Origin of the sequence: Promicromonospora sp. NPDC060204 (assembly GCF_042728455.1) — a bacterium.
Classification (GTDB): Bacteria; Actinomycetota; Actinomycetes; order Actinomycetales; family Cellulomonadaceae; genus Promicromonospora.
This window is the reverse complement of record NZ_JBHWZO010000072.1, coordinates 1-25266: the sequence shown is the minus strand read 5'-3', so window position 1 is coordinate 25266 and position 25266 is coordinate 1. Positions and strand designations below refer to the sequence as shown.

The following is a 25266-nucleotide window of genomic DNA, read 5'->3' as shown; positions in this document are numbered from 1 at the left end:
CCCGGGTGATCTGAGGGTCTGACATTTCCCGACGATTCAGACGATGCTTTCTGTCGTCTGAACCTGCGGCTCCGCTCCGGTTCAGACGACGGCACCAGGCCCGTCGTCGTCCGGGTCGCGCTGGTGCGGCATGCGCCAGATCAGCACGCCCAGGCCCGCGACGAACAGGCCGAGCCCGATCTGACCCGCCAGCGGCGGGATCGAGACGGCCGGCACCGCCGCGGAGACGATCATGCCGATCACCGCGAGCACGGGCACGCCGACCACGAAGCTCCACGCCATGGTCAGCAGCGGGTCGCGGGACAGCAGCGCGGGCGGCTCCGGCGGCGTGAAGTGGGACTCAGCCTCCTCGAGCGCCTCGGCGTCGGGAGACAGCGGCCAGTCGCGCGGGCCGGAGGGCGTGCGCGACCCGGTTGCGTCCGACGACGCGGCCGACGCCGAGCCCGAACCCGGCTCGTCGGCCGCGTCACCCGTGCTCGTCCAGTCGCCGCCGGCCCAGCCGCCGTCCGACCAGCCGCCGACCTGGCGACCGCCCCGGCCGGCGCCGGCGTCACCGGACCGGTCAACAGACCGGTCGCCGTCCGCACGCCCGTCGTCGTCGCTGCCCTCGTCATCGGGCCGCGATGTCTGAGAAGATTCGGCGGACTTCTCCGCGCCGTCGGTCTCCCCGTCGGCCCGAGAGACGTCCATGTCGCCGAGCGTGGCGACGATGTCGGCCCAGCGCGATGCCACGTCGTCGTCGCCCAGCTCGCGTGGGGTGTCGCCGGGCACGTCGTCGTCTCGGTCGTCGGTGTTCGATGCGGCCATGGGCACACTCTATTGTCGTCAGGGGGCCCGCGGGGGCGGGTCTTGAGGAGGAATCTTGTTCTACTGGGTGATGAGGAACGTGCTGGTCGGCCCGCTGCTGCGCCTCGCGTACCAGCCGTGGGTCGTCGGCGGCAAGAACGTGCCCCGTAGCGGCGCCGCGATCGTGGCCAGCAACCACCTGGCGGTGATCGACTCGTTCATCCTGCCGCTGCTGATCAAGCGCCGCGTGACGTTCCTCGGCAAGTCCGACTACTTCACGGGCAAGGGCCTCAAGGGCAAGATCGTGGCCTGGTTCATGACGGGCATCGGCGTCATCCCCGTGGACCGCTCCGGCGGCGCAGCCAGCGAGGCCGCACTGCGCACCGGCCTGCGCGTGCTGCGCGAGGGCAGCCTGTTCGGCATCTACCCCGAGGGCACCCGCAGCCCCGACGGCCGCCTCTACAAGGCGAAGACGGGCGTGGCCCGCATGGCGCTCGAGTCGGGCGCCCCGGTCATCCCCGTCGCCATGGTCGACACCGAGGTCGCCCAGCCGGTGGGCAAGACCATCCCCACGTTCATGCCGCTCGGCGCCGTGATCGGCGAGCCGCTCGACTTCAGCCGGTACAAGGGCATGGAGAGCGACAAGTTCGTGCTCCGCGCCGTCGCCGACGAGATCGAGTACGCGATCCTCGCCCTGTCCGGCCAGGAGTACGTCGACGCGTACGCGGCCAGCGCCAAGGAGCGCGCGGCCCGCGGCGAGCCCGCGATCCCGACGGCGGAGGAGGGCCCCGGCGGCCTGCCCCTGCCGGAGGTCGAGAAGCCGCGCCGGCCGAAGCGCTGACGCTCGGGCGCCGCTGACGCCCGGGCGCCGCTGACGAGCCAGGTCCCCGCCGCGCTCGTCCCTAGCGGACCGGCGCCGCCGTGGAGCTCCGTACCACGAGGCTGGTCGCGAGCTCGGTGCGCAGCGTGTGCCCGCTCGCCGTGCGGGCGCGGTACACCAGGTCGACGGCGGTGGCGCCCATCTCCGCGAGCGGCTGCCGCACCGTGGTGAGCGCCGGGTCGATCCACGGCGCGATGGGCAGGTCGTCGAAGCCGACGAGCGAGACGTCGCGCGGCACGACGAGCCCGGCCTCGCGCAGCGCCCGCAGCGCGCCGAGCGCCGTGTCGTCGCTGCTCGCGAAGATCGCGGTGGGCGGGTCGTCCAGCCCCAGGAGCCGCTGCGCGCCCTCGTACCCGGAGGTCACGCCGTAGGCGCCCACGTGGACGAGGTCGTCGTCGGTGGTCAGGCCGGCCCGGATCATGGCGGCGCGGTAGCCCGCGAGCCGCGCGATGGCGTTGTCCTGCTCCAGTGCGCCGGTGATCGTCGCGATGCGGGTGTGGCCCAGCGACAGCAGGTGCGCGGTCGCCTCCAGCCCGCCCTGGAAGTTGGTGGCGCCCACGCTGAGCATGCCCTCGGGCGGCCGCTGCCGGGGGTCCACGACGACGAGCGGGGTGCCGGTCTGCTCCAGGGCGCGCCGCGCCTCGGCGTCGGGCACCGCGACGATGCTGACCAGGCCGTCCGTGCCGCGCTCCAGCGCGTGCCGCACCCAGGAGCTGCAGTCGTCGGGGTCGGGCTCGACCGCCAGGACGACGTCGAGCCCGAACCGGCGGGCGCCGGCGACGGCGCCCCGGACCACGGCCTCGGACCACGTCCCCTCGAAGTCGACGATGCGGACGTCGATGATGCCGGTGGGCTTGGCCTGCGGCGGACGCACCTCGTAGCCGTGCCGCGCCAGCGCCTCGGTGACGCGCGCCCGGGTCTTGCCGGACACGTCGGGGCGCGCGTTCAGGACCTTGGAGACCGTCGGGACCGAGACGCCCGCCTCGGCCGCCACGACGGCGAGCGGGATGTGCGGCTGGTCGGTTGCCATGGGTCCTCCGTCGGACATCAGTGAAGCGAGAAGCGAGAAGCGAGCGTTTCCGAAATCAGGATGGTAGTCCATCGCGTCGCGTGCCCCGGTAAACCGGGCGGTAGCGGGGCCATGGCTGGTTGACACCATCCTGCGGCCCGTCTAACCTCCCGGGGTCTTTCCGAGATTCGGCTTCGAAATTTCGGAAGCAGGTCAACAAAGGAGTGATCGTGAACAGGACACCTCGCCTCGCCGCAGCGGCGACGGCGTCGACCCTCACGCTGGCCCTCGCCCTGACCGGGTGCGGACGCAGCGACGAGGCCGGCACCACGGCAGACAGCGCCAGCGACATCTCGGAGGGCCCCGCCACGGGCACCGTCGAGGTGTGGGCGATGGGCACGGAGGGTGAGCTGCTGCCCGAGCTCGCCGAGCAGTTCGAGGCCGACAACCCTGACGTCACCGTGAACGTGACGCCCGTGCCGTGGGAGTCGTCCACCGAGAAGATCAACACCGCCATCGCCACCGGCGAGGTGCCCGACGTCATGCAGGTCGGCACCACCCTGATGAGCGGCTTCGTGGGCCTCGACGGCCTCGCGCCCACCCCCGAGAGCATCGACTCCTCGGCGTTCTTCCCGGGCGCCTGGGAGACCACGGAGGTCGACGGCACCTCGTACGGCGTGCCGTGGTACGTCGAGTCGCGCGTGCTCTACTACCGCACCGACCTCGCCGAGGAGGCCGGCGTCGAGGCGCCCGCGGACTGGGCGGGCCTCACCGACTTCGCGGCCGGGCTGCAGGACGCCGGGGCCGAGCACGGCATCGCGCTGCAGACGCGCGGCAACTCGACCGCCCTGATGTACTTCCCGTTCTACTGGCAGGCGGGCGGCGAGATCCTGGACGACGCCGGCGAGTTCACGCTCGACAACGACGCCCAGGTCAAGGCGCTGGAGTACTACTCCTCGTTCATGCGCGACGGGCTCGCCCCGCCGGTGCTCGTCGAGGACGAGAAGGTGCAGAACTTCATCGACGGCAAGCTCGGCTCGTTCGTCTCGGGCCCCTGGGAGCGCGCCAACCTGCTGACCACCGCGGGTGACGACTTCGCCGACAAGTTCGGCGTGGTGCCGCTGCCCGCCGACGAGGCGACGGCGTCGTTCATCGGCGGTTCCAACCTCGCCGTCCTCGCGGACGCCGCCAACCCGGACTCCGCCTGGAAGTTCGTGCAGTTCGCCACCGACCCGGCCACCCAGGTCGACTGGTTCGGCATCTCGAACGACCTGCCGGCGGTCCAGACCTCGTGGGACGACCCCGCGCTGGCCGACGACGAGGCCGTGGCCATGTACCAGGGCGTGCTGGAGACCGCGCGCTCCACCCCCGCGATCCCCACCTGGTCGGAGATCGAGCACGAGCTCGACCTCATCATCGAGCAGACCATCGCGGGCGACCTGACCCCGGAGGAAGCCGCCGCCAAGATGCAGGAAGCGGCCACCTCGATCGGGACGGGCCTGGACTGACCCGTGGCCATCTCCGCACGCCGCCGTCGCACGGGCCTCGCCGCCTGGGGCTTCGCGCTGCCCTTCACGATCCTGTTCGCCGTGTTCATGCTGGTCCCGGTGGCGTCCTCGCTGTACATGGCGTTCACCGACATGCAGGGCAAGGACCTGCGGACGCCCTGGGCCGTGAACTTCGTGGGGCTCGACAACTTCGCGGCCGTGCTGGCCGACCCGAAGTTCCAGCAGGCCGCCGGCAACACGCTCTACTTCGTCGGGGTGGCCATGCCGCTCACGCTCGGGGTGGCGCTGCTGCTGGCGGTCCTGCTGAACTCGGGCCTGACCTGGTTCCGGTCCGTGTTCCGCGTCGGCTTCTACGCACCGGTCGTGACGTCGATCGTCGCGGTGGCGGTGGTGTGGCGGTTCCTCCTGCAGCCCGACTTCGGGCTCGTGAACTCGGCTCTCGGCCTGGTCGGCGTCGACGGGCCGCGCTGGCTCACCGACGAGACCTGGGCCATGCCCGCGCTGATCATGATGGCGACCTGGCGCAACGTCGGGTACTCCATGGTGATCCTGCTGGCCGGGCTGCAGGGCATCCCGCGCGACCTGTACGAGGCCTCGGCCATCGACGGCGCGGGTGCCGTGCGGCAGTTCCGGTCCATCACGGTGCCGCTGCTGCGGCCCACCCTGCTGTTCTGCGCCGTCATCACCGGCATCGGCTACCTGCAGTTCTTCGAGGAGCCGTTCGTCATGACGCAGGGCGGGCCGCTCGGGGCCACCAACTCGGTGGCCTACGAGATCTTCAACCAGTTCGGGTTCGGGAACTACGGCCTGTCAGCCGCGATGAGCTACGTGCTGTTCGTCGCCATCGTGATCCTGTCCTACCTCCAGTTCCGCCTGCTCAGGACGGAGAAGTGATGACGGTCCTCACCGAGCGGTCCGGCACGCGCCGCGCCGCGCCGCGTCCCTCCCCGACGCGCGGGTCCGCCCCGCGCCGCTTCACCCCGCGCGCGATCCTGCTCAACGTCGTGCTCCTGCTGGGCCTGACGACCTCGCTCGGGCCGCTGGTGTGGATGGTGGTCTCGTCGGTCAAGCCCGAGGGCGAGATCCGGCAGTTCCCGCCCACCCTGTTCCCCGAGCAGCCCACGTGGGACAACTACACCGAGCTCTTCGCGTCGCTCGACTTCCCGCGGTTCTTCGCCAACTCGGTGATCGTGGCGCTGGTCGTCACCGTCGGGTCCGTCCTGTTCAGCGCCATGGTCGGCTACGCCCTGGCCAAGCTCGACTTCCCCGGCCGCCGCGCCCTGTTCCTGCTGATCATGGGCACCCTCATGGTCCCCGGCATGGTCACGTTCGTGCCGCTGTTCGTGCTCGTGGCCAACCTGGACCTCATCAACACCTACGCGGCCCTCATCCTGCCGTTCCTGGCGGCTCCGTTCGGCGTGTTCCTGATGCGGCAGTTCATGCTCGACATCCCGGACGAGCTGCTCGACGCCGCCCGCGTCGACGGCGCCGGCGAGTTCCGGACGTTCTTCGCCGTCGTCCTCCCGCAGACCAAGCCCGCGCTGGCGACGCTCGGCATCCTGACGTTCCTCGGGTCCTGGAACAACTTCCTGTGGCCCCTGGTCGCCGTGCAGTCGGCCGACAAGTACACGCTGCCCGTGGCGCTGGCCCTGTACTCCACGGGGCAGAACACCGTGCAGTACGGCCTGCTCGTGGCGGGCGCGACCGTCATCGTGCTGCCCATCCTCATCGTCTTCCTGGCCCTGCAGCGGCACATCGTGCAGGGCATCTCGACCACCGGCCTGAAGTAGGAGTTCTTCCGTGACCGAACTGATCACGCTGCCCACCGCGCCCACGTTCCTGTGGGGCGCCTCCACCGCCGCGCACCAGATCGAGGGCGGCAACACCAACAGCGACTGGTGGGCCAAGGAGCACGTCGCCGGGTCGCTGTGCGCGGAGAGCTCGGGTGACGCCGTCGACAGCTACCACCGCTACGGCGAGGACATCGCGCTGCTGGCTGACGCCGGCCTGAACGCGTACCGCTTCTCGATCGAGTGGGCGCGCATCGAGCCGGCGCAGGGCGAGTTCTCGCGGGCGCAGCTCGACCACTACCGGCGGATGATCGACACCTGCCTGGCGGCGGGCGTCACGCCGATGGTCACGCTGATGCACTTCACGCTGCCGCGGTGGTTCGCCGAGCGCGGCGGCTGGTTCGCGCCCGACGCCGTCGACCTGTTCAGCCGCTACGTCGAGACGGCCAGCCAGATCCTGGGCGACGTCCGCCACGTGGTGACCATCAACGAGCCCAACATCACCTCGATGATGCTCGGCGCGAGCCGGCGCACCAACCTGGACGCCGCCGGGCTCGCCGCCCCGGACGAGGCCGCCTCCGAGATCCAGGCGACGGCCCACCGCCGCGCCGTCGACATCCTGCACGGCCTGGGCCACGTGCAGGCCGGGTGGACCATCGCCAACCAGGTGTTCCAGGCCGCTCCGGGCGCGGAGGAGGCACGCGACGCGTACGCCTACCCGCGCGAGGACTTCTTCCTGGAGGTCGCGCGCGGCGACGACTTCGTGGGCGTGCAGAGCTACCTGCGCACCATCATCGGGGCGGACGGCGAGCCCATCCCCTTCGGCGACGACGTCGAGAAGACGCTGACCGGCTGGGAGTACTACCCGCAGGCGCTCGGCGAGGCGCTGGAGTACACCCACAAGATCACCGGCGGCGTGCCGATGATCGTCACCGAGAACGGCATGGCCACCGCCGACGACGCCCGCCGCATCGACTACACGACCGGCGCCCTGCAGGGCATGGCCCGCGCGATGTCCGCCGGCTGCCGGGTCGACGGCTACCTGCACTGGTCGCTGCTCGACAACTACGAGTGGATGAGCGGCTTCCGGCCCACGTTCGGGCTGATCGCCGTGGACCGCACCACCTTCGAGCGCACGCCCAAGCCGAGCCTCGCGTGGCTCGGCAAGGTCGCGCGGACGGGCGAGCTGCCCGCCTGACCCGTCCCGCACCGCTGGACCGCACAGCACTGCCCTGTCACCAGCACTGCCCTGTCACCACTACGACGACGTAGGAGACACATCATGAGCAGGATCCGCACCGCGGTAGCGACGGCCGCCGTCGCCGCCCTGGGGTTCGCCGCACTGCCGGCGAGCGCCACGGGGGCGACGCCGGCCCCGGCCGGCGCACAGGCCGGGAGCACCGCACAGGACCGCCGTCAGCTCCGCGCCTGGGCCGCCGACACCTGGCGCTCGTTCGAGGCCCTGGTCGACGAGGAGACGGGCCTGCCCGACGACAACATCGGCGGCGACCTGGACCCGGCCAGCCGGGGCGGCTACACGTCGCCGACCAACATCGGCGCGTACCTGTGGAGCACCGTCGTGGCGCGCGACACGGGCCTGATCGGGCGCAAGGAGGCCCGCGAGCGCCTGGCGACCACGCTGCACACCGTGGCCGGGCTGGAGAAGCACGAGCCCAGCGGCATGTTCTACAACTGGTACGACCCGGCGACGGGCGACAAGCTCCTGACGTTCCCGACGAGCGGCGACCGGATCAAGCCGTTCCTGTCGAGCGTGGACAACGGCTGGCTGGCGACGGGTCTGCTGCTGACGAGCCGCGCGGAGCCGTCGCTGGCCGACGAGGCGGACGCCGTCCGCGAGGACATGGACTTCGGCTGCTACTACGACCCGGCGCAGAACCAGATCCGGGGCGGGTTCTGGGACGTCGACCCGCAGGAGACCGCGCCCGTCGCGGGCGACTACTGCGAGATGGGCGCCGACGTCTGGTACACGGGCCACCACTACGGCGCGTTCAACACCGAGCCGCGGATCGCCTCGTACCTCGGCATCGCCGAGGGCCAGATCCCGGCGGAGCACTACTTCGGCACGTACCGGACGTTCCCCGACACGTGCGACTGGTCGTGGACCGAGACGCGGCCGGTCGGCGAGTGGGCCGAGTACCTGGGCGTTCCCGTGTTCGAGGGCGCGCTGCCGTACCGGGGCATGCGGGTGGTCCCGACCTGGGGCGGCAGCATGTTCGAGGCGCTCATGGTGCCGCTGTTCGTGCCCGAGGAGAAGTGGGGCCCGCGGTCGTGGGGCCGCAACCACCCGCTGTACGTGCAGGGGCAGATCGAGCACGGCCTGCGGGAGGCGGACTACGGGTACTGGGGCTTCTCGCCGTCGAACAACCCGGCCGGCGGGTACCGCGAGTACGGCGTGGACCAGCTCGGGATGGACGGGCCGGGCTACACGTCCGACCAGGAGCGCACGACCGTCGACCAGCCGTACGAGGGCTGCCGCGAGGGCTCGCCGGCGCCCACGGAGTACGGCGACGGCGTGGTGACGCCGCACGCGTCGTTCCTCGCGCTGCGGTACGCGCCGCGGGAGGCGATGGCCAACCTGCGGAACATCACGGCGGACTTCGACGCCTACGGCCCGGGCGGCTTCTACGACGCCGTCGCCGTGCGCAGCGGGCAGGTCTCGCAGCGCTACCTGTCGCTGGACCAGGGCATGATCATGGCAGCGCTCGGCAACGAGCTGGCCGACGACGCGATGCGCCGCTACGTCGCGCCCGGCGACCTGGAGCGCACCGTCCGGCCGCTGATGGCGATGGAGACGTTCGCCGTAGGGTGGGACAGGTGACCGACGCCGTGGACCTCGCCTCGCGCCTCGGGCGCACCGTGCTCTACCAGATCTACCCGCAGTCCTTCGCGGACGCGAACGGCGACGGGATCGGCGACCTCGCCGGGATCACCGACCGCCTGGACTACCTCGCCTGGCTCGGGGTGGACGCGATCTGGCTCAGCCCCTGCTTCGTCTCCCCGTTCGCCGACGCCGGGTACGACGTCGCCGACTTCATGACCGTCGCCCCGCGCTACGGCACGAACGAGGACATGGCGCGGCTGACGCAGGAGGCCGGGCGCCGCGGCATCTCCGTGCTGCTCGACCTCGTGGCGGGCCACACGTCGGACCAGCATCCCTGGTTCCGCGCGTCGGCCGACGACCCGGAGGACGGCCGCTTCGTGTGGAGCGACGTGCCCGCCGAGGGCTTCCAGCCCGGGCCCGGCAAGCGCGGTGGTTACTTCAAGCCCAACTTCTTCCCCGTGCAGCCGGCGCTGAACTTCGGCTACGCCCGGACGGACCCGGCCGAGCCGTGGCGGCAGCCCGTCGACGCCCCGGGGCCGCTGGCCAACCGGGCGGCGCTGCGCGAGATCATGGCGCACTGGTTCGGCCTCGGCGTGGCCGGGTTCCGCGTGGACATGGCGGCGTCCCTGGTCAAGGACGATCCCGGCCACGTGGAGACGGCCAAGCTGTGGCACGAGATGCGCGCCTGGCTGGACCGCGAGTTCCCGGGGCGCGTGATCATCAGCGAGTGGGGCGACCCGAAGGTCGCCGTCCCCGCGGGCTTCCACGCCGACTTCTTCCTCCAGTTCGGCGGGGACGACGACGGGCTGCCGCTGCGGTCGCTGTGGAACAACGGCGCGGGCACGGTGAGCCCCGGCTGGGGCGAGCTCGCGCCCTGGGCCGGAGCCGACGGGACCGGCGACGCGGCCACGTTCGTGCAGGCCTGGCAGACGGCGACGGAGGCCATCGCGGCGGCGGGCCACGGCGGCGTGGTGGGCCTGCCGACGTCGAACCACGACTTCACACGGCTCGTCGCGGGCCCGCGCGACGCCGAGCAGGCCCGGGTGGCGCACGTGCTCACGATGACCTGGCCCGCGATGCCGTCCGTGTACTACGGCGACGAGATCGGCATGCGGTACGTGCCCGGCACGCCGACCCTGGAGGGCTCGCGGCTGGGCCCGGCCTACGACCGGGCGGGCTCGCGCACGCCGATGCAGTGGGGCGACCTGCCCGCGGACCCGTACGGGCCCGGCAAGCCGGCGACGTCGACGTACCTGCCGCAGGACCCCGACCCCGACCGGCCCACGGTCGCGGCCCAGGTCGACGACGACGGCTCGCTGTTGCGCCTGGTCCGCGACCTGATCGCCCTGCGGCACGGCGACGAGCGGCTCGACGTGGCGGCACCGACCGAGGTGCTCGCCACCGGGTACCCCCTGGCGTACGTGCGCGGGGGCACGCTCGCCGTGGTGCTCAACCCGGGCCGCGCGGCCGTGCGGCTCCCGCTGGACGGCGCCGCGGGCGCGCGGCCGCTGGTCGCCCGGGGCTTCCGGGTCGAGGCGGGTGAGGGCCAGGTCAGCGAGGGCGAGGCCGGCGACGGCGGGACCGACGTCGTGCACCTGGAGGGGCACGGGTACGCGGTGCTCGACCTGGCGGCAGCCGACCACACGGTGCCCGACCACACGGTGCCCGACCGCACGGCGCCCGACCCGGCGTCCGCCGCCTAACCCAGCCCGCTCGCCGGGGCCCGGCCGCTCTCCGGGCCCCGGCGGAAGCCGCCCGGGGACGTGCCGTACTCCCGGCGGAACGCGGCCGAGAAGGCGAACTCCGTCGAATACCCGACGCGGCGGGCGATCGCGGCCAGCGGCGCGTCCGTCTCGCGCAGCAGGCTCGCCGCGCGCTCCAGACGTCGGTCCGTGAGGTAACGCATGGGCGGCCGTCCGACGGCCTCGGTGAAGCGCCGGGCGAACGCGGTGCGCGGCAGGCCCGCGGCCCGGCCGAGCCGTTCCACGCTCCACGGGAGCCCGGGGTTCTCGTGGATCTGCCGGAGCGCGGCCGCGATCGCCGGGTCGTCGGTCACCGGGCGGCCGGCCACGTCGTGCTCCTCGTGCCACTGCCGCAGCACGTGGACGAGCACCAGGTCCAGCAGCGCCGGCAGCGTCGCGTCGTCACCCGCCGGGCTGGCGGACACCTCCGCGCGCAGCAGGTCGGTCAGCGCAACCAGCCGCCGGCTGCGGTGGTCGTCCGGCGACACGACGACGAGATCGGGCAGCGCCCGCAGGTACTGCGGGACCGCGCCGTGGTCCAGCCGGTAGGCGCCGCACAGGAACTCGAAGGCGGCCGGACCGGGCTCCGGCGGGAACGGGCCCAGCACGACGGGCGTCAGGTCCCGCAGCAGGGCGGGGACCGGGCTGAGCCCGTGCGCGGCACCGGAGGACGTGAGCACCACGTCGCCCGGCCGCAGCTCGATCGGGTCGTCGTGCTCGGTGATCAGCCAGCAGGTGCCGGCAAGGACGATGTGGAACCCGCTGCCCTCGAAGGCGGGGAAGCTGACGCCGCGCCGGTTGGTCTGCCGGATCATCCGCGCGCCCGGGTGGCCCACGCGCACGGAACGGATCATCTCGCCGACCAGGTCCATGCCGAGATGCTAACGCCGTGGCCGCGGCGCACGGTCGCGTATGGACCCGGGCGTCTCACGTATGGCCCTCCCGCCCGCCGGTTGCTGGGATCGGTACCGTGAACGACGACACCACGAAGAACGGGCTCCTCGCGGCCCTGCGGGACCAGGCCGAGAAGACCGAGCAGGACGAACGCCCGACCCCGGAGAGCCTGGCCGCCCTGCGCGCCCTCGGCGTCCTCGCGCTGCGGACGCCGCGCGCCCATGGCGGCACCGAGGCGGACGCCGTGACGATCGCGCGCCGGCTGGCCGCCGTCGGACGGGCCTGCCCGTCGTCGGCCTGGGTGGCCGGGACGAGCCTGACCGCGAAGAACCTCGCCGGCCACGCCTACCCCGACGCCACGGCCGCGGAGCTGTTCGCCGACCCCGACGCGCTGTTCTGCGGGTCGGGGCTCCCCGGTGGGCGCGGCGAGCGCGTGCCGGGCGGCGTGCGCGTCACCGGGAGCTGGCCGAACGTCTCGGGCTGCGAGGACGCCGGGTGGGCCAGCCTGGGGGTGCTGGTCGACGGCTCGATGTCCTTCGTCGTCGTACCGACCGCCGAGCTGACCGTCGAGCGGACCTGGCACATGGCGGGCATGCGGGGCACCGGGAGCCACACGCTCGTCGCGCGGGACCTGCTCGTGCCCGACGGGCGGCTGGCCGCGGCGAGCCCGTTCGGCCCCGGCGACCGGCTGCTGTACGGGATCGCGGTGCTCGCTCCCGTGGTCGGTGCGGCGCAGGGCGCGCTCGACGCGACGACCGAGATGTTCGCCTCGGACCGCAGGCCGTTCATGTCCGCCCACTCCCGGATGGGCGAGTCGGCGGGGGCCCGGCACTGGCTGGCGGAGGCGGCGCACCTGGTGCACCGCGCAGAGAACACCATGGTCGCCGTCGCCGCGCGGGTGGACACGGGCGTGCTGTCCGACCGGGACGGCCACCAGCAGCGCCTCGACCTCGCGGACGCCGCACGCGACTGCCGGGCCGCGGTCGAGCTGATGCTGGACCTGCACGGGGCGAGCGGGTTCCGCACCGGCAACCGGCTCCAGCAGCTCTGGCGGGACATCGCCGTAGGCAGCCGGCACCCGCACCTGAACCCCTACCTCGCCACCGAGGACCTGGGCGCGGCGCTTGTCGCACCGCTCGCGGGCTAGGCGGACGGGGCCCGGATTCCCCCGCCCGGCGGGTTAGCCTTGGCCCCGTGGAACTGATCCGGAAGGGCAAGGTTCGCGAGGTCTACGCGGACGGCGACGATGTGATCCTGGTGGCCTCCGACCGCGTGTCGGTGTACGACGTCGTGCTGCCCACGGCCGTACCCGACAAGGGCGCGATCCTGACCCAGCTCTCGCTGTGGTGGTTCCGCCAGTTCGCCGACCTGGTGCCCAACCACGTGATCAGCGAGGACGTGCCCGCGGAGTGGGCCGGCCGCGCGATCCGCTGCAAGAAGCTGGACATCGTGCCGGTCGAGTGCATCGCGCGCGGCTACCTCGCGGGCGGCGGCCTGGACAGCTACAACGCGACCGGCAGCGTGTCCGGCGTGGCGTTCCCGCCGGGCCTGGTCGAGGCCGACCGCCTGCCGGAGCCGGTGTTCACGCCGTCCACCAAGGCGGACGAGGGGCACGACGAGTACATCTCCGTCGAGGAGATCGCGAAGGACCTCGGCACCGAGACGACGGACCGGCTGCGGGAGCTGACGCTCGCGATCTACGACCGCGGCGCCGAGATCGCGCGCGAGCGCGGCGTCATCATCGCCGACACGAAGCTGGAGTTCGGGTTCGACGCCGACGGCGTCCTGACCCTCGCCGACGAGGTGCTCACCCCGGACTCCTCGCGCTTCTGGAAGGCGAGCGAGTACGAGCCCGGCCGCGGCCAGTGGTCCTACGACAAGCAGTTCGTGCGGGACTGGTCCTCGACCCTGACCGGCTGGGACCGCACCTACCCGGGCCCCGAGATCCCGGACGACGTGGTCAAGGAGACTCGCGCGCGCTACGTCGAGATCTACGAGCAGCTCACGGGCGAACGCTGGTCCTGACGGGCCGCTGGGCAAGCTGCACACGCGTCATCATGCCTGTCTCGGACACCTCCGCCTCGCTACCAGGCCCCCTTGTACACGTCCCTACGGTTGCCGATCTTGATGACAGTGACGACCACCTTGTCGTCGTCGATCTCGTAGATCACCCGGTGGTCACCGACCCGGATCCGATACTCGTCCCTGCCCGACAGCTTGGTTGCCCCGTGAGGTCGCGGGTCGTCCTCCAGCCTGCGGATCGCACTGCTGACGCGGTCCGCATCCTGTCTCTCCAGCTTGCGCAGCTCACGCGCAGCGGCGTTCGTCACCTCGACCCTGTACCGGCCCATCAGGCGTCCTGGTCTCGTGCCAGTTCGTCGAGGCTGAAACGCTGCCCGTCGTCGGGGTCACGCTCGGCGGCCCACTTCTCCTCGGCAGCCAGCTCCAAGCGTTCGAGAATCCGAGCGTCGTCGGGGTCGATGAGGACCGCGACGACCTCGCCGTCGCGGACGACCCCGACCCTCAGATGCTCCGTACTGACACGCGTCAGCAAGTCGGCGGCCCCGGCACCGAGGTCGGACTCGTTGACGGTCTCGTCCAGGTCGAGGTCTGTGTTCATGTGCTCATGCTTGCCGCACCGGTGGACAGCGCGCCATCCGGACGACCTACCTGGTCCGATTCGTGGCTCCTTCCTGGGCCCACGAACGAGGCCGTACAGGGGCCTTCCCCGCCCGACGGCGCGGCTCGAACAAGCGTGTCAGTGTCTCCCGCTAGCCTCGGCCCCGTGAGCACCGCGGCATCCGTCCAGCAGTCGGCCTACCAGGCGACGTTCGAGGAGCTCGGCACGCCGCTGCGTGACGTGACCTTCGTCGTCGTGGACCTGGAGACCACGGGGACCAACGCCAAAGAGGGCGGCATCACCGAGATCGGCGCGGTCAAGGTGCGCGGCGGCGAAGTGCTGGGCGAGTTCCAGTCGCTGGTCAACCCGGGGCAGCCGGTCCCGGCGTTCGTCGCCCGGCTGACCGGCATCACGAACGCCATGGTCGCCACGGCGCCGGACATCGCGCTGGTGCTGCCGAGCTTCCTGGAGTTCGCGCACGACACGGTGCTGGTGGCGCACAACGCGCCGTTCGACATCGGCTTCCTCAAGGCGATGTGCACCCGGCTGGACTATCCGTGGCCCGGGTTCACCGTCGTGGACACGGTGCCGCTGGCCCGCCGCCTGGTCACGCGGGACGAGGCGCCCAACCACAAGCTGTCCACGCTGGCCAACCTCTTCCACGCCACCGTGTCCCCCGACCACCGGGCGCTGGCCGACGCGCGCGCGACCGTCGACGTGCTGCACGCGCTCTTCGAGCGCCTTGCGCCGATGGGCGTCACGCACCTGGAGGACCTTGCCACGGCGGCCGACCCGGTGCCGCCCGAGGTGCGCCGCAAGCGGCACCTGGCCGACGGCCTGCCCGAGTCGCCCGGCGTCTACCTCTTCCGCGGCCCGGACGACGAGGTGCTGTACGTCGGTACGTCGGTCAACATCCGCAAGCGGGTGCGCTCGTACTTCACCGCCGCGGAGAAGCGCAAGCGGATCACCGAGATGGTGCGCATCGCCGAGCGGGTCACGCCCGTCGCCTGCGCCACGCCGCTGGAGGCCCAGGTGCGGGAGCTGCGGCTGATCACCGAGCACGCGCCCCGCTACAACCGGCGGTCCAAGTTCCCGGAGCGGCACTCGTGGGTGCGCCTGACCGACGAGGCCTACCCGCGCCTGTCGGTCGTGGGCGGCGTCGTGGCGGGCGCGGCGCACATCGGCCCGTTCGGGTCCCGGCGCACCGCGCAGGAGGCCGTGCACGCCCTGCACGACGCCCTGAACCTGCGGCAGTGCACCGCCCGCATCCCGCTCGTCTCCAAGCGCCCCGGCAGCCCGTGCGCGCTGGCGGGGATGGGCCGCTGCTCCGCCCCGTGCGTGGCCACGGAGGCGCCCGACGCGTCCTACGCCGACGTGGCCGACGCCGCGCGCGCCGCCCTCACCGGCGACCCCGCCCCGGTCGTGCGGGCCCTCTCCGACCGGATCGCGACGCTCGCCCACCAGGAACGGTACGAGGAGGCGGGCGAGGTCACCCGGCGCCTGCGCGCGTTCGTGCAGGGCGCGCACCGCGCCCAGCGGCTCGGGCCGCTCGCCGCCTGCGCCGAGCTGGTCGCCGCCCGCCCGTCGGGCATCGGCGACGCCCCGGGCAAGCCCGGCGGCTGGGAGATCGTGGTGATCAAGCACGGCCGGCTCGCCGCGACCGACGTGTCGGCGGCGGGCGCCAGCCCGCTCCCCCTCGTGGACGCCCTGCGCACGACGGCGGAGCACGTCGAGCCGCCCGTCGCCCCGGCCCCGGCCGCGCACCCCGAGGAGACCGACCTGCTGCTCGCCTGGCTCGACTCCCCCGGCGTCCGGCTGGTCCACGTCAGCGACACCTGGGCGTGCCCGGTGCGCGCGGCGGGGGCGCACGCCGACCTGACCTGGGCCTCGGAGCGGGTGCGGACGGAGATCGCCACGGACTCCGCGGGCGAGGGCTCAGGTGACGACGGCTCTGCCGCAGCGGACGAGGTCGCGGACGACGCCGCCGTCGTCCCGGGACCCGAGAACCCACGGCACGTGGATACGATGACGGCATGCTGACCGCGATCGTCCTCATCGACGCCGAGACGTCCCGCATTCCCGAGGTCGCGCAGGAGGTCGCGAACATCGATGGTGTGAGCGAGGTCTTCTCCGTGACCGGCAAGACCGACCTCGTGGCGATCGTGCGCGTGCCCGAGCACGAACAGCTCGCCGGCGTCGTCTCCGACACGGTGAACAAGGTGCCGGGCGTGCAGAACACCGAGACGCTCATCGCCTTCCGCGCGTTCTCCAAGGCGGACCTGGAGCAGGCCTTCGCCCTGGGGCTCGACGACTAGCTCGGCACCGCCACGGCGGCTCGGCCACCGCGGCTCGGCTACCGCGGCTCGGCTACCGCGGAGCCTCGCCCCGTCCGGCGTCGCCCCGTCCCGTGTCGCCCCGCCCCGCGGCACCCTCTCCGGAGGTCCGCGGCCCGGCAGCGCGCGGACCGGACGTGCCCTGCCCGCCGCCGGACCCGGAGCCGGACCCCAGAGCAGCCGGGGTCCTGGCCTCGATCTCGTCGTGCTCGCCGTGCGAGTGGGCGGCCGCGAGCTCTGCGGGCGTGGCCGGCTCCACGCGGTCCTCGTAGAAGAACTCGGACAGCCGCTGCCAACGCCGGTCGGACCGGTAGCCCCCGCGCTTGACCCCGCGAGCGTCCGTCGCGGGTTTGATCTCGAGGGGCTTCGGGGAGGAGTGCTGGGTGCGCAGCCACACCTCCTGCGGGTCCAGCGGGGTGTGCACCTCGACGTACTCACCGTTGGCGAAGCGCACGATGCGGCCGGACTCGTGCCCGTGCAGCACCAGCTCGCGGTCCTTGCGCTGCAGCCCGAGACACACCCGTTTCGTCACGAAGAACGCGAACACGGGCCCCACGAACAGGAGCACGCGCAGCGTCCAGGTGATCGCGAAGATGCTCAGCGAGAAGTGCGTGGCGATGATGTCGTTCGTCGCCGCCAGGGCGCACACCAGGAACGCGACGAACAGCGCGACGCCGATGCCGGTCCGCACCGGCCGGTTGCGCGGCCGGTCCAGCACGTGGTGCTCGCGATGGTCCCCGGTCACGCGGGCCTCGAGGAACGGCCACGCGAAGAGCAGCGTGAACAGGATGCCCGGCACCACGACCGCCGGGATCAGGATGTTCATGCTCAGCGTGTAGCCGCCGATGACCCACTCCCAGCCCGGTCCCGGCATCAGGCGTAGGGCGCCGTCGACGAAGAGGATGTACCAGTCGGGCTGCGTGCCGGCCGAGACCGGCGCCGGGTCGTACGGGCCGTAGTTCCAGATGTTGTTGATCGCCATGGTGGCGCCCATGAGGGTCAGCACGCCCGCGATGATGAAGAAGTTGCCCGTCATCTTGGCCACGTAGACCGGCAGGGCCGGGTAGCCGACGACGTTCTTGTCGGTGCGGCCGCCGCCCGGGTACTGGGTGTGCTTCTGCAGCACCATGAGGAACAGGTGCAGCGCGATCAGCGCGATCAGGATCCCGGGGATCACGAAGATGTGCAGGGTGAACAGCCGCGGGATGATGTGGTCGCCCGGGAACTCGCCGCCGAAGACGAGGAAGGACAGGTACGCGCCGATCAGCGGGATCGACTTGACCACGCCGTCGATGATGCGCAGGCCGTTGCCGCTCAGCACGTCGTCGGGCAGCGAGTAGCCGGTGAAGCCCGCCGCCAGGGCCAGGATCAGCATCGTCAGGCCGACGATCCAGTTGATCTCGCGCGGCTTGCGGAACGCGCCGGTGAAGAAGATCCGGAACATGTGCAGCACGATCGAGCCGATGAAGATCAGGGCCGACCAGTGGTGGATCTGCCGCATCAGCAGACCACCGCGCACCTCGAACGACATGTCCACGGTGGAGTTGAACGCCGCCGACATCAGCTGGCCCTGCATCGACGGCGGGTAGTCGCCCTCGAAGTGCACCAGCGCCATCGACGGCTCGAAGAACATCGTCAGGAAGAACCCGGACGCGATGAGCACGACGAACGAGAACAGGGCGATCTCGCCGAGCATGAAGGACCAGTGGTCCGGGAAGACCTTGCGCGCCAGCTCCTTGACCAGCACCCCGATGGTGGTGCGCTGGTCAAGGTAGTCGGCTGCCTTGCCGACGGCACTCGGACGCTGCTTCGTTGCCACGTCATCACCCCTGAGTTCGGCGGCGCGGGCCCTACCGTTGACCTCCAGTAGACACCGTGCCGGGCTTTGCTTCCACCCTCGGCGACGAATCGGGGCACCGGAACGTGACATGACAGATCCGGCGCACCCCGGGGAGAGACCCCCCAGGGGTGCGCCGGATCTGTGGTCAGGCGGTCAGGCCGAGGCGACGACGAGACCCGCGGTCTGCGTCTTCGCCCGCGCCAGGCGCTCGGAGACGTTGCTCCACGACACCAGGTTCCACCAGGCCTTGATGTAGTCCGGGCGGACGTTCAGGTAGTCGATGTAGTAGGCGTGCTCCCAGCAGTCCAGCATGAGGACCGGGGTGAGCGCGAAGGGGATGTTGCCCTGCTGGTCGAACAGCTGCACGACGACCAGCTTCTGGCCCACGGAGTCCCAGGCCAGGACGGCCCAGCCGGAACCCTGGACGCCGGCGGCGACGGCGGTGAAGTGCGCCTTGAACTTCTCGAACGAGCCGAAGTGCTCGTCGATCGCCGTGGCGATGTCGCCGGTCGGCTCTCCGCCGGCCTCCGGTGCCATGTTCGTCCAGAAGATCGAGTGGTTGATGTGACCACCGAGGTTGAACGCGAGGTCCTTCTCGATCTTGTTGACGTTCGCCAGGTTGCCCGTCTCGCGGGCCTCCTCGAGCTGCTCCAGGGCAGTGTTGGCACCCTTGACGTACGTCGCGTGGTGCTTGGAGTGGTGCAGCTCCATGATCTTGCCCGAGATGTGCGGCTCGAGCGCGGCGTAGTCGTAGGTCAGGTCAGGGAGCGTGTAAACAGCCATTGCTGAGGTACCTCCAGGATCGGTCCGCACACCGGACGGTGCGCAGGGTGGGACGCCGTCCTGGTCGTGCGCCGAGGTGGTGCCCGCCGGGACGGCAATGGCCCGTGTCCCCGGCCGCAGATGCGGACCAGGAGACACAGGCCATCGCTTGGTGTCGCAGGTCGCTCAGTGCTCCCGCGAGGTGGTTCCGACGCCGGCCTCGACGGCCTGGCGCTCGGAGCCGGACAGCTCGTCGTGCTCGCCGTGCGAGTGCGCGGCGGCCACCTCGGCCGGGGTCACGGGCGAGACGCGGTCCTCGTAGAAGAACCGGGACAGGCCCTGCCAGCGCTTGTCGGCGCCGTAGCCCTTGCGCTTCACGCCGCGGGCGTCGGTCTTCGGGGCGATGGCCAGCGGGCCGGGCGCCTCGTAGTTGACGCGCAGCCAGCGCTCCTGCTCGTCGAGCGGCGTGTGGACCTCGATGTACTCGCCGTTGGCGAAGCGCACGATGCGGCCCGACTCGTGGCCGTGCAGCACCAGCTCGCGGTCCTTGCGCTGCAGCCCGAGGCAGATGCGCTTGGTGACGAAGTACGCGAACACCGGCCCCACGAAGAACAGGACGCGGAACACCCAGGTGATCGCGTTGATAGACAGCGCGAAGTGCGTGGCGATGAGGTCGTTCGACCCGGCCAGGGCCAGGATGATGAACGCCGTCAGGAACGCGACGCCCAGGCCGGTGCGCGCCGGCTTGTTGCGCGGGCGGTCCAGCACGTGGTGCTCGCGGTCGTCGCCCGTCACCCGTGCCTCGAGGAACGGGTACACGATGAGGAACGTGAACAGCAGACCCGGGATGACCACGGCAGGGATCAGCACGTTCAACGGCAGCGTGTAGCCGAAGATGATCCACTCCGTGCCCTGGCCCGGCATCAGTCGCAGCGAGCCCTCCAGGAACAGCATGTACCAGTCCGGCTGAGCACCCGCGGACACCGGCGACGGGTCGAACGGCCCGTAGTTCCACACGTTGTTGATCGACATCGTGGCACCCATGAGAGCCAGCACGCCGAAGACCATGAAGAAGTTGCCGGTCATCTTGGCGACGTACACCGGCAGGGCCGGGTAGCCGACGACGTTCTTGTCGGTGCGGCCGCCGCCCGGGTACTGGGTGTGCTTCTGCAGCACCATCAGGAACAGGTGCAGCGCGATCAGCGCCAGCAGGATGCCCGGCACCACGAAGATGTGCAGCGTGAACAGGCGCGGCACGATGTGGTGGCCCGGGAACTCGCCGCCGAAGATCATGTACGACATGAACGAGCCGATCAGCGGGATCGACTTGACCACGCCGTCGGTGATGCGCAGGCCGTTGCCGGAGAGCACGTCGTCGGGCAGCGAGTAGCCGGTGAAGCCGGCTGCCAGGCCCAGGATCATGAGCAGGATGCCGACGATCCAGTTGATCTCGCGCGGCTTGCGGAACGCGCCGGTGAAGAAGACGCGCATCATGTGCACCACGATCGAGGCCATGAAGATCAGGGCCGACCAGTGGTGGATCTGCCGCATGAGCAGACCACCGCGCACCTCGAACGACATGTCGAGGGTCGAGGCGAACGCGACGGACATGAGCTGACCGTGCATGGTCGCGGGGTGCTCACCCTCGTACGTGGTGAGCGCCATCGACGGCTCGAAGAACATCGTCAGGAAGAAGCCCGAGATGATCAGCACGACGAACGAGAACAGCGCGATCTCGCCGAGCATGAAGGACCAGTGGTCCGGGAAGACCTTGCGCGCGAACTCCTTGACGGCGACGCCGATGGAGGTGCGCTGGTCGAGGTAGTCCGCGGCCTTGCCGACGGTCGTCGTCGGCTTGGCCGGTGCCTCGGGCTTGGTGTCGTGGGTCGCGGTGCTCACTTCAGGCGCTCCCAGAAGCTCGGGCCGATGGGCTCGGCGAAGTCGTCCTGCGCGATGAGGTAACCCTCGTCGTCGACCGTGATCGGCAGCTGCGGCAGCCGGCGGTTGGCCGGGCCGAAGACGACCTTCGCGCTGTCCGCGATGTCGAACGTCGACTGGTGGCAGGGGCACAGGAGGTGGTGGGTCTGCTGCTCGTACAGGGCCACCGGGCAGCCCACGTGCGTGCAGATCTTCGAGTAGGCGACGATTCCCTCGTGCGACCAGGTCTCGCCCTCGGGCGACTGGTCCGTGCGGAGGTCCTCCGGGTTGAGGCGGACCATCAGGACCACGGCCTTGGACTTCTCGTTGATCCACTCGTGCGTGGAGCGGAACTCCTCGGTGGTCTCCGGGACCACGTGGAAGACGGAGCCGACGGTGACGTCGGCGGCCTTGATCGGCCGGCCCGAGGGGTCGATCGCCAGGCGCGTGCCGTTCTTCCAGATCGTGTGCTTGAACTTGGAGACGTTCCAGTCACCACCCACGGAGCCGATCAGCGGCACCGCGATGGCCAGCGGGAACAGCGCCAGGGCACCGAAGAAGGCGCCCTTGAGCACGCCGCGGCGTCCGACGACGCCCGAGTCGGCGAGACCCTCGTTCAGGTCCTGGACCGCGATGGCGCGGTCCTCGTCGTTCGTCGCGAGCGAGTGCCGCTCCTGGACCATCTCCTTGTCGCCCATGAGCGCCTTGGCCCAGTGGATGCCGGCGATGCCGATGCCGAGCAGCGACACCGCGAGGCCGAGGCCGAGCAGCAGGGTCGACAGGCGGACGCCCGAGGTCGTGCCGTCCGGCGGGACCATCACGTAGGCGACGATCGAGCCGACCGTGCCCAGGATCGACAGGACGAACAGGATGGTGACGGTCCGCTCGGCGCGCTTGGCGGCGCGCGGGTCGGTGTCCGTCAGGCGGTGCTTGTGCTCCGGTACGCCCGGGTCCGGGAACCGCTCCGGGTGCCCGACGGCGGTACCCGCCTCAGGGGTGACCGTCACCTCGTGCGAGGTGTCGGCGGGGGTGTTCTGGTTCTCGCTCACGAGGACTTCGCTCCGATCCACACTGCGGCGCCGATGAGCAGGCCGAGGCCGATCACGAAGGCCCAGAGACCTTCGGACACCGGTCCGAGGGCGCCGAGCGCGTTACCGCCGGCCGAACCCTCGCGCTGCTCGACGAGGAACGACACGATGTCGCGCTTCTCGTCCGGCGTGATGTTCGCGTCGTTGAACACCGGCATCGACTGCGGGCCGGTGAGCATCGCCTGGTAGATGTTCCGCTCCGACGTCTCCCAGAGGGCGGGTGCGAACTTGCCCTCCGAGAGTGCGCCGCCGGCGCCCACGGCGTTGTGGCACATGGCGCAGTTGGTGCGGAAGAGGGCCATGCCGTTCGAGGGGTCACCCTTGGTGGGGTCGACCTGCTCGTCGGTCGGGATGGCGGGACCGGCGCCCAGCGAGGCGACGTACCCGGCCAGCGCCGCGGTCTGCTCTGCGTCGAACTGCGGCGGCTTGGCCTCGGCCTGCGGGCCGTTCATCTGCATCGGCATGCGGCCGGTCGACACCTGGAAGTCGACGGCGGCAGCGCCGACGCCCACCAGGGACGGCACGCCGTCGGTGCCCTCGGCGTTCGCGCCGTGGCACGTCGCGCAGTTGGCCTGGAACAGCTTCTTACCGGTCTCGATGTCCGCGGTGCTGACGGTCTCGGCCTTAGCCGTGCTCGGAGCCAGGGCGGCGTAGACGCCGCCCGTGGTCAGCAGCGCCAGCAGCAGGAGAACGACCGGCGCCAGCCGGTGATGCCTGCGGGCGGCGAGTGCCTTCACGAAAATTTCCTCGTCTCGCTGTGAGTGTTGAGCTTCTCTGTTATCAACCTATGCCACCGCACGTGGCACTGAGGCGCGGCTGCCCGGGGGCGACCGCGCGCCCGGTCAGCGCAGCAGGTAGATCACCGCGAAGAGCGCGATCCACACCACGTCGACGAAGTGCCAGTAGTAGGACGTGACAATCGTGGTGGTGGCCTCGTGGTGACCGAAGCGCTTGGCGGCGAAGGACCGGCCGAGCACGAAGAGGAAGGCGATCAGACCGCCGGTCACGTGCAGGCCGTGGAAGCCGGTGGTCATGTAGAAGACCGACCCGTACGCGCTGGACGAGATGGTCAGGCCCTCGTGCACCAGCTCGGTGTACTCGAAGATCTGGCCGCCGATGAAGAAGGCGCCCATGAGGTAGGTCATGGTCAGCCACTCGTGCATGCCCCAGGTCCAGAACTGGAAGAGCTTCCCGGAGCGCGACGGCTTGAACTGCTCAGCCTTGAAGACCGCCCACTGGCAGGTGAACGAGGACAGCACCAGGACGATCGTGTTGATCGTGGAGAAGGTGATGTTCAGCTTGTCCGCCTGTAGCGCCCACTCCTCGGCCGGCATGGTCTGCCGGACGGTGAAGTACATCGCGAAGAGCGCTGCGAAGAACATGAGCTCGCTCGCGAGCCAGACGATCGTCCCGACCGAGACCGGGTTCGGACGATTGACTGTCACGTGCTGGTGCGTGGGGGTGGCTGCAGCCGTTGCGGTCGACACGACAGCCATTATGGCCGACGTTCGGGTGTCCCGAACGCCGAACCGTCACAGACGCTCGCGTCGAATCTCACAAAGTCCTTTCAACGTCCTACGTGGGCCGTCTCTTGCTGACGCGATTGAACAGAGTGCCATGAAAAGGGAGCGGACAAATCTGCCGCCAGGGCGGGGTCTGTGCCACGATCGACGCATGACCGGCATGACGACGGATGTGACCAGCGCAGGCACGAGCGGTACGCCCTCCCCCAGCGCGACGTCGAGCCCGCGAGTCCTCCTGTACAGCGACGACCGCACGGTGCGCGAGCAGGTACGCCTCGCCGTGGGCCCGCGCCTGCACGCGGGCGAGCCCGACATCGTGTGGGCCGAGGCCGCCACCGCGGCCGCCGTGGTGGACAAGGCCGACAACGAGACGTGGGACCTGCTCGTCCTCGACGGAGAGGCCGACCAGGCCGGCGGCATGGGGCTGTGCCGCCAGCTCAAGAACGAGATCTACGAGTGCCCCCCGGTGCTGGTCCTCACGGGCCGCCCGGCGGACGCCTGGCTCGCGACCTGGTCGCTGGCCGACGGCGTGGTGGCGCGTCCGCTCGACGCCATCAAGGTCCAGGAGGCAGTCGCGCGCCTGCTCGCCCCCTCGCCGGCGGGTACCGCGTGAACCTCGAGGCACCCACGTGGTCCGGCCTGCTCGCCGGGCTGATGACCGGCACCGACCTGAGCCAGCAGGAGGCCCGCTGGGCCATGGACCGGGTGATGACCGGTGAGGTCTCACCCGTCCAGCTCGCCGGCTTCCTCGTGGCGCTGCGCGCCAAGGGCGAGACCGTCGAGGAGCTCGCGGGCCTGACCGAGTCCATGGTCGAGCACGCGGTGCGCATCGACGTGCCCGGGCCGTCGGTGGACATCGTCGGGACCGGCGGCGACCGTGCGCACACCGTGAACATCTCCACGATGGCGTCCGTGGTCATCGCGGGCGCCGGCCTGCGGGTCGTGAAGCACGGCAACCGGGCGGCGTCGTCGTCGTCGGGCAGCGCGGACGTGCTGGAGGAGCTCGGCATCCGCCTGGACCACCCGCCCGAGCGGGTCGCGCAGATCGCGCGCGAGGCGGGCATCACCTTCTGCTTCGCCGCGGCGTTCCACCCGTCCATGCGCCACGCGGGCGTGACCCGCAAGGAGCTCGGCGTGCCCACGGCCTTCAACTTCCTGGGCCCGCTCACCAACCCGGCCCAGCCGCGCGCGGCCGCCGTCGGCTGCGCCGACGCGCGGATGGCGCCGCTGATGGCGGGCGTCTTCGCCGAGCGGGGCAAGTCCGCACTGGTCTTCCGCGGGGACGAGGGGCTGGACGAGCTCGCCGCGACGGCGGGCGCCACCGTGTGGGAGGTGTCCGGGGGCACGGTCACCGAGCACCGCATCGACCCCGTCGACGACCTCGGGCTGACGCGCATCAAGGTCGAGGACCTGCGCGGCCACGACGCGGCCTACAACGCGGGCGTCGCCCGGGCGGTGCTGGCGGGCGAGGCCGGCCCGGTCCGCGAGACCGTTCTGCTCAACGCGGCCTCGGGCCTCGTCGCCGACGGCACGCTGCCCGGTACGGGCTCCGGGACGCTCGTGGAGCGCCTCACCGCCGGCATCGGCCTCGCGGCCCAGGCCGTGGACTCCGGGGCGGCGCAGGCCACCCTGGACCGCTGGATCGCCGCCAGCCGCTAGACAAGAGCGGCCGGCCGCTGAGCAAGCGGCCAACCGCTGGGCAAGCGCGGTGTACCCGTGCGGCACGCCGCAC

The 25266-nt window shown here is 71.2% G+C and carries 24 protein-coding genes; 13 read left to right on the top strand and 11 right to left on the bottom strand.

Features of this window, described 5'->3' with window-relative positions; translation table 11 throughout:
* Positions 1 to 81: 81 nt before the first annotated feature.
* A complete protein-coding gene (locus ACFWEJ_RS11680) occupies positions 82 to 807 on the bottom strand; it encodes a hypothetical protein (RefSeq protein WP_377229370.1) in 726 nt (241 codons plus the stop codon).
* A gap of 55 nt (positions 808 to 862) precedes the next feature.
* Here ACFWEJ_RS11680 and ACFWEJ_RS11675 point away from each other — a divergent pair, with 55 nt between their 5' ends.
* Positions 863 to 1627 (top strand): lysophospholipid acyltransferase family protein, encoded by a 765-nt coding sequence (locus ACFWEJ_RS11675; protein ID WP_377229369.1) that lies wholly within the window; start codon positions 863 to 865, stop codon positions 1625 to 1627.
* Between the two features lie 61 nt (positions 1628 to 1688).
* On the opposite strand, the gene ACFWEJ_RS11670 is transcribed toward ACFWEJ_RS11675, so the two are convergent.
* Complete coding sequence (locus ACFWEJ_RS11670; protein WP_377229368.1) at positions 1689 to 2696, bottom strand: LacI family DNA-binding transcriptional regulator; 1008 nt, start codon at positions 2694 to 2696, stop codon at positions 1689 to 1691.
* Between the two features lie 209 nt (positions 2697 to 2905).
* Here ACFWEJ_RS11670 and ACFWEJ_RS11665 point away from each other — a divergent pair, with 209 nt between their 5' ends.
* The 6 genes from ACFWEJ_RS11665 to ACFWEJ_RS11640 all read left to right on the top strand — a co-directional run bounded on the left by ACFWEJ_RS11665 (position 2906) and on the right by ACFWEJ_RS11640 (position 10518).
* Positions 2906 to 4183, top strand: a complete 1278-nt coding sequence (locus ACFWEJ_RS11665) for an extracellular solute-binding protein (protein ID WP_377229367.1) — start codon at positions 2906 to 2908, stop codon at positions 4181 to 4183.
* 3 nt (positions 4184 to 4186) lie between these two features.
* The gene (locus tag ACFWEJ_RS11660) at positions 4187 to 5077 is read left to right on the top strand and encodes a carbohydrate ABC transporter permease (protein WP_377229366.1); all 891 of its coding nucleotides are present in this window, start codon (positions 4187 to 4189) and stop codon (positions 5075 to 5077) included.
* Positions 5077 to 5973, top strand: coding sequence for a carbohydrate ABC transporter permease (locus ACFWEJ_RS11655; protein WP_377229365.1), 897 nt, complete (start codon positions 5077 to 5079; stop codon positions 5971 to 5973). Before ACFWEJ_RS11660 ends, ACFWEJ_RS11655 begins: the two co-directional genes overlap by 1 nt.
* Positions 5974 to 5983: 10 nt before the next feature.
* Entirely contained in the window at positions 5984 to 7171 is a 1188-nt protein-coding gene (locus ACFWEJ_RS11650) for a glycoside hydrolase family 1 protein (protein WP_377229364.1), read from the top strand.
* Between the two features lie 84 nt (positions 7172 to 7255).
* Positions 7256 to 8812: a glucoamylase family protein gene (locus ACFWEJ_RS11645; RefSeq protein ID WP_377229363.1), complete on the top strand. Its 1557-nt coding sequence runs from the start codon at positions 7256 to 7258 to the stop codon at positions 8810 to 8812.
* Positions 8809 to 10518 carry an alpha-amylase family glycosyl hydrolase gene (locus tag ACFWEJ_RS11640; protein ID WP_377229362.1) on the top strand — a complete coding sequence of 570 codons (1710 nt, stop codon included), beginning with the start codon at positions 8809 to 8811 and terminating at the stop codon, positions 10516 to 10518. The genes ACFWEJ_RS11645 and ACFWEJ_RS11640 overlap by 4 nt, the downstream gene beginning before the upstream one ends.
* Here the strand turns inward: ACFWEJ_RS11640 and ACFWEJ_RS11635 are convergent.
* Entirely contained in the window at positions 10515 to 11429 is a 915-nt protein-coding gene (locus ACFWEJ_RS11635) for a cupin domain-containing protein (protein ID WP_377229361.1), read from the bottom strand. The genes ACFWEJ_RS11640 and ACFWEJ_RS11635 overlap by 4 nt on opposite strands.
* A gap of 98 nt (positions 11430 to 11527) precedes the next feature.
* Between ACFWEJ_RS11635 and ACFWEJ_RS11630 the strand changes: the two genes are divergently transcribed.
* On the top strand, positions 11528 to 12598 hold the full coding sequence (locus ACFWEJ_RS11630) for an acyl-CoA dehydrogenase family protein (RefSeq protein ID WP_377229360.1): 1071 nt from the start codon (positions 11528 to 11530) through the stop codon (positions 12596 to 12598).
* Between the two features lie 47 nt (positions 12599 to 12645).
* Entirely contained in the window at positions 12646 to 13476 is an 831-nt protein-coding gene (locus ACFWEJ_RS11625; protein ID WP_377229359.1) for a phosphoribosylaminoimidazolesuccinocarboxamide synthase, read from the top strand.
* Between the two features lie 59 nt (positions 13477 to 13535).
* Here the strand turns inward: ACFWEJ_RS11625 and ACFWEJ_RS11620 are convergent, their stop codons facing one another.
* Together ACFWEJ_RS11620 and ACFWEJ_RS11615 are read right to left on the bottom strand one after the other, a co-directional pair.
* Complete coding sequence (locus ACFWEJ_RS11620; protein WP_377229358.1) at positions 13536 to 13781, bottom strand: type II toxin-antitoxin system RelE/ParE family toxin; 246 nt, start codon at positions 13779 to 13781, stop codon at positions 13536 to 13538.
* Between the two features lie 20 nt (positions 13782 to 13801).
* Positions 13802 to 14071 (bottom strand): hypothetical protein, encoded by a 270-nt coding sequence (locus ACFWEJ_RS11615; RefSeq protein WP_377229357.1) that lies wholly within the window; start codon positions 14069 to 14071, stop codon positions 13802 to 13804.
* 165 nt (positions 14072 to 14236) lie between these two features.
* On the opposite strand from ACFWEJ_RS11615, the gene ACFWEJ_RS11610 reads away from it, so the two are divergent.
* Both ACFWEJ_RS11610 and ACFWEJ_RS11605 read left to right on the top strand, forming a co-directional pair.
* Positions 14237 to 16111 carry a DEDD exonuclease domain-containing protein gene (locus ACFWEJ_RS11610; RefSeq protein ID WP_377229356.1) on the top strand — a complete coding sequence of 625 codons (1875 nt, stop codon included), beginning with the start codon at positions 14237 to 14239 and terminating at the stop codon, positions 16109 to 16111.
* A complete protein-coding gene (locus tag ACFWEJ_RS11605) occupies positions 16105 to 16386 on the top strand; it encodes an Lrp/AsnC family transcriptional regulator (RefSeq protein ID WP_253867636.1) in 282 nt (93 codons plus the stop codon). The genes ACFWEJ_RS11610 and ACFWEJ_RS11605 overlap by 7 nt, the downstream gene beginning before the upstream one ends.
* A gap of 52 nt (positions 16387 to 16438) precedes the next feature.
* Here ACFWEJ_RS11605 and ACFWEJ_RS11600 read toward each other — a convergent pair whose 3' ends face one another.
* The 6 genes from ACFWEJ_RS11600 to ACFWEJ_RS11575 form a co-directional block, all read right to left on the bottom strand.
* On the bottom strand, positions 16439 to 18223 hold the full coding sequence (locus tag ACFWEJ_RS11600; RefSeq protein ID WP_377229355.1) for a cytochrome bc complex cytochrome b subunit: 1785 nt from the start codon (positions 18221 to 18223) through the stop codon (positions 16439 to 16441).
* A 174-nt stretch (positions 18224 to 18397) separates the two neighbouring features.
* The gene (locus ACFWEJ_RS11595) at positions 18398 to 19027 is read right to left on the bottom strand and encodes a superoxide dismutase (RefSeq protein WP_377229354.1); all 630 of its coding nucleotides are present in this window, start codon (positions 19025 to 19027) and stop codon (positions 18398 to 18400) included.
* Positions 19028 to 19192: 165 nt separating this feature from the next.
* Positions 19193 to 20905, bottom strand: coding sequence for a cytochrome bc complex cytochrome b subunit (locus tag ACFWEJ_RS11590; protein ID WP_377229353.1), 1713 nt, complete (start codon positions 20903 to 20905; stop codon positions 19193 to 19195).
* Positions 20902 to 21972: a Rieske 2Fe-2S domain-containing protein gene (locus tag ACFWEJ_RS11585; protein ID WP_377229352.1), complete on the bottom strand. Its 1071-nt coding sequence runs from the start codon at positions 21970 to 21972 to the stop codon at positions 20902 to 20904. Before ACFWEJ_RS11585 ends, ACFWEJ_RS11590 begins: the two co-directional genes overlap by 4 nt.
* Entirely contained in the window at positions 21969 to 22748 is a 780-nt protein-coding gene (locus tag ACFWEJ_RS11580; protein WP_377229351.1) for a c-type cytochrome, read from the bottom strand. Before ACFWEJ_RS11580 ends, ACFWEJ_RS11585 begins: the two co-directional genes overlap by 4 nt.
* A gap of 105 nt (positions 22749 to 22853) precedes the next feature.
* Positions 22854 to 23507, bottom strand: a complete 654-nt coding sequence (locus ACFWEJ_RS11575; RefSeq protein ID WP_108495698.1) for a heme-copper oxidase subunit III — start codon at positions 23505 to 23507, stop codon at positions 22854 to 22856.
* Between the two features lie 178 nt (positions 23508 to 23685).
* Here ACFWEJ_RS11575 and ACFWEJ_RS11570 point away from each other — a divergent pair, with 178 nt between their 5' ends.
* Entirely contained in the window at positions 23686 to 24147 is a 462-nt protein-coding gene (locus ACFWEJ_RS11570) for a hypothetical protein (RefSeq protein ID WP_377229350.1), read from the top strand.
* A complete protein-coding gene (gene trpD, locus ACFWEJ_RS11565) occupies positions 24144 to 25193 on the top strand; it encodes an anthranilate phosphoribosyltransferase (RefSeq protein ID WP_377229349.1) in 1050 nt (349 codons plus the stop codon). Before ACFWEJ_RS11570 ends, trpD begins: the two co-directional genes overlap by 4 nt.
* Positions 25194 to 25266: the final 73 nt, after the last annotated feature.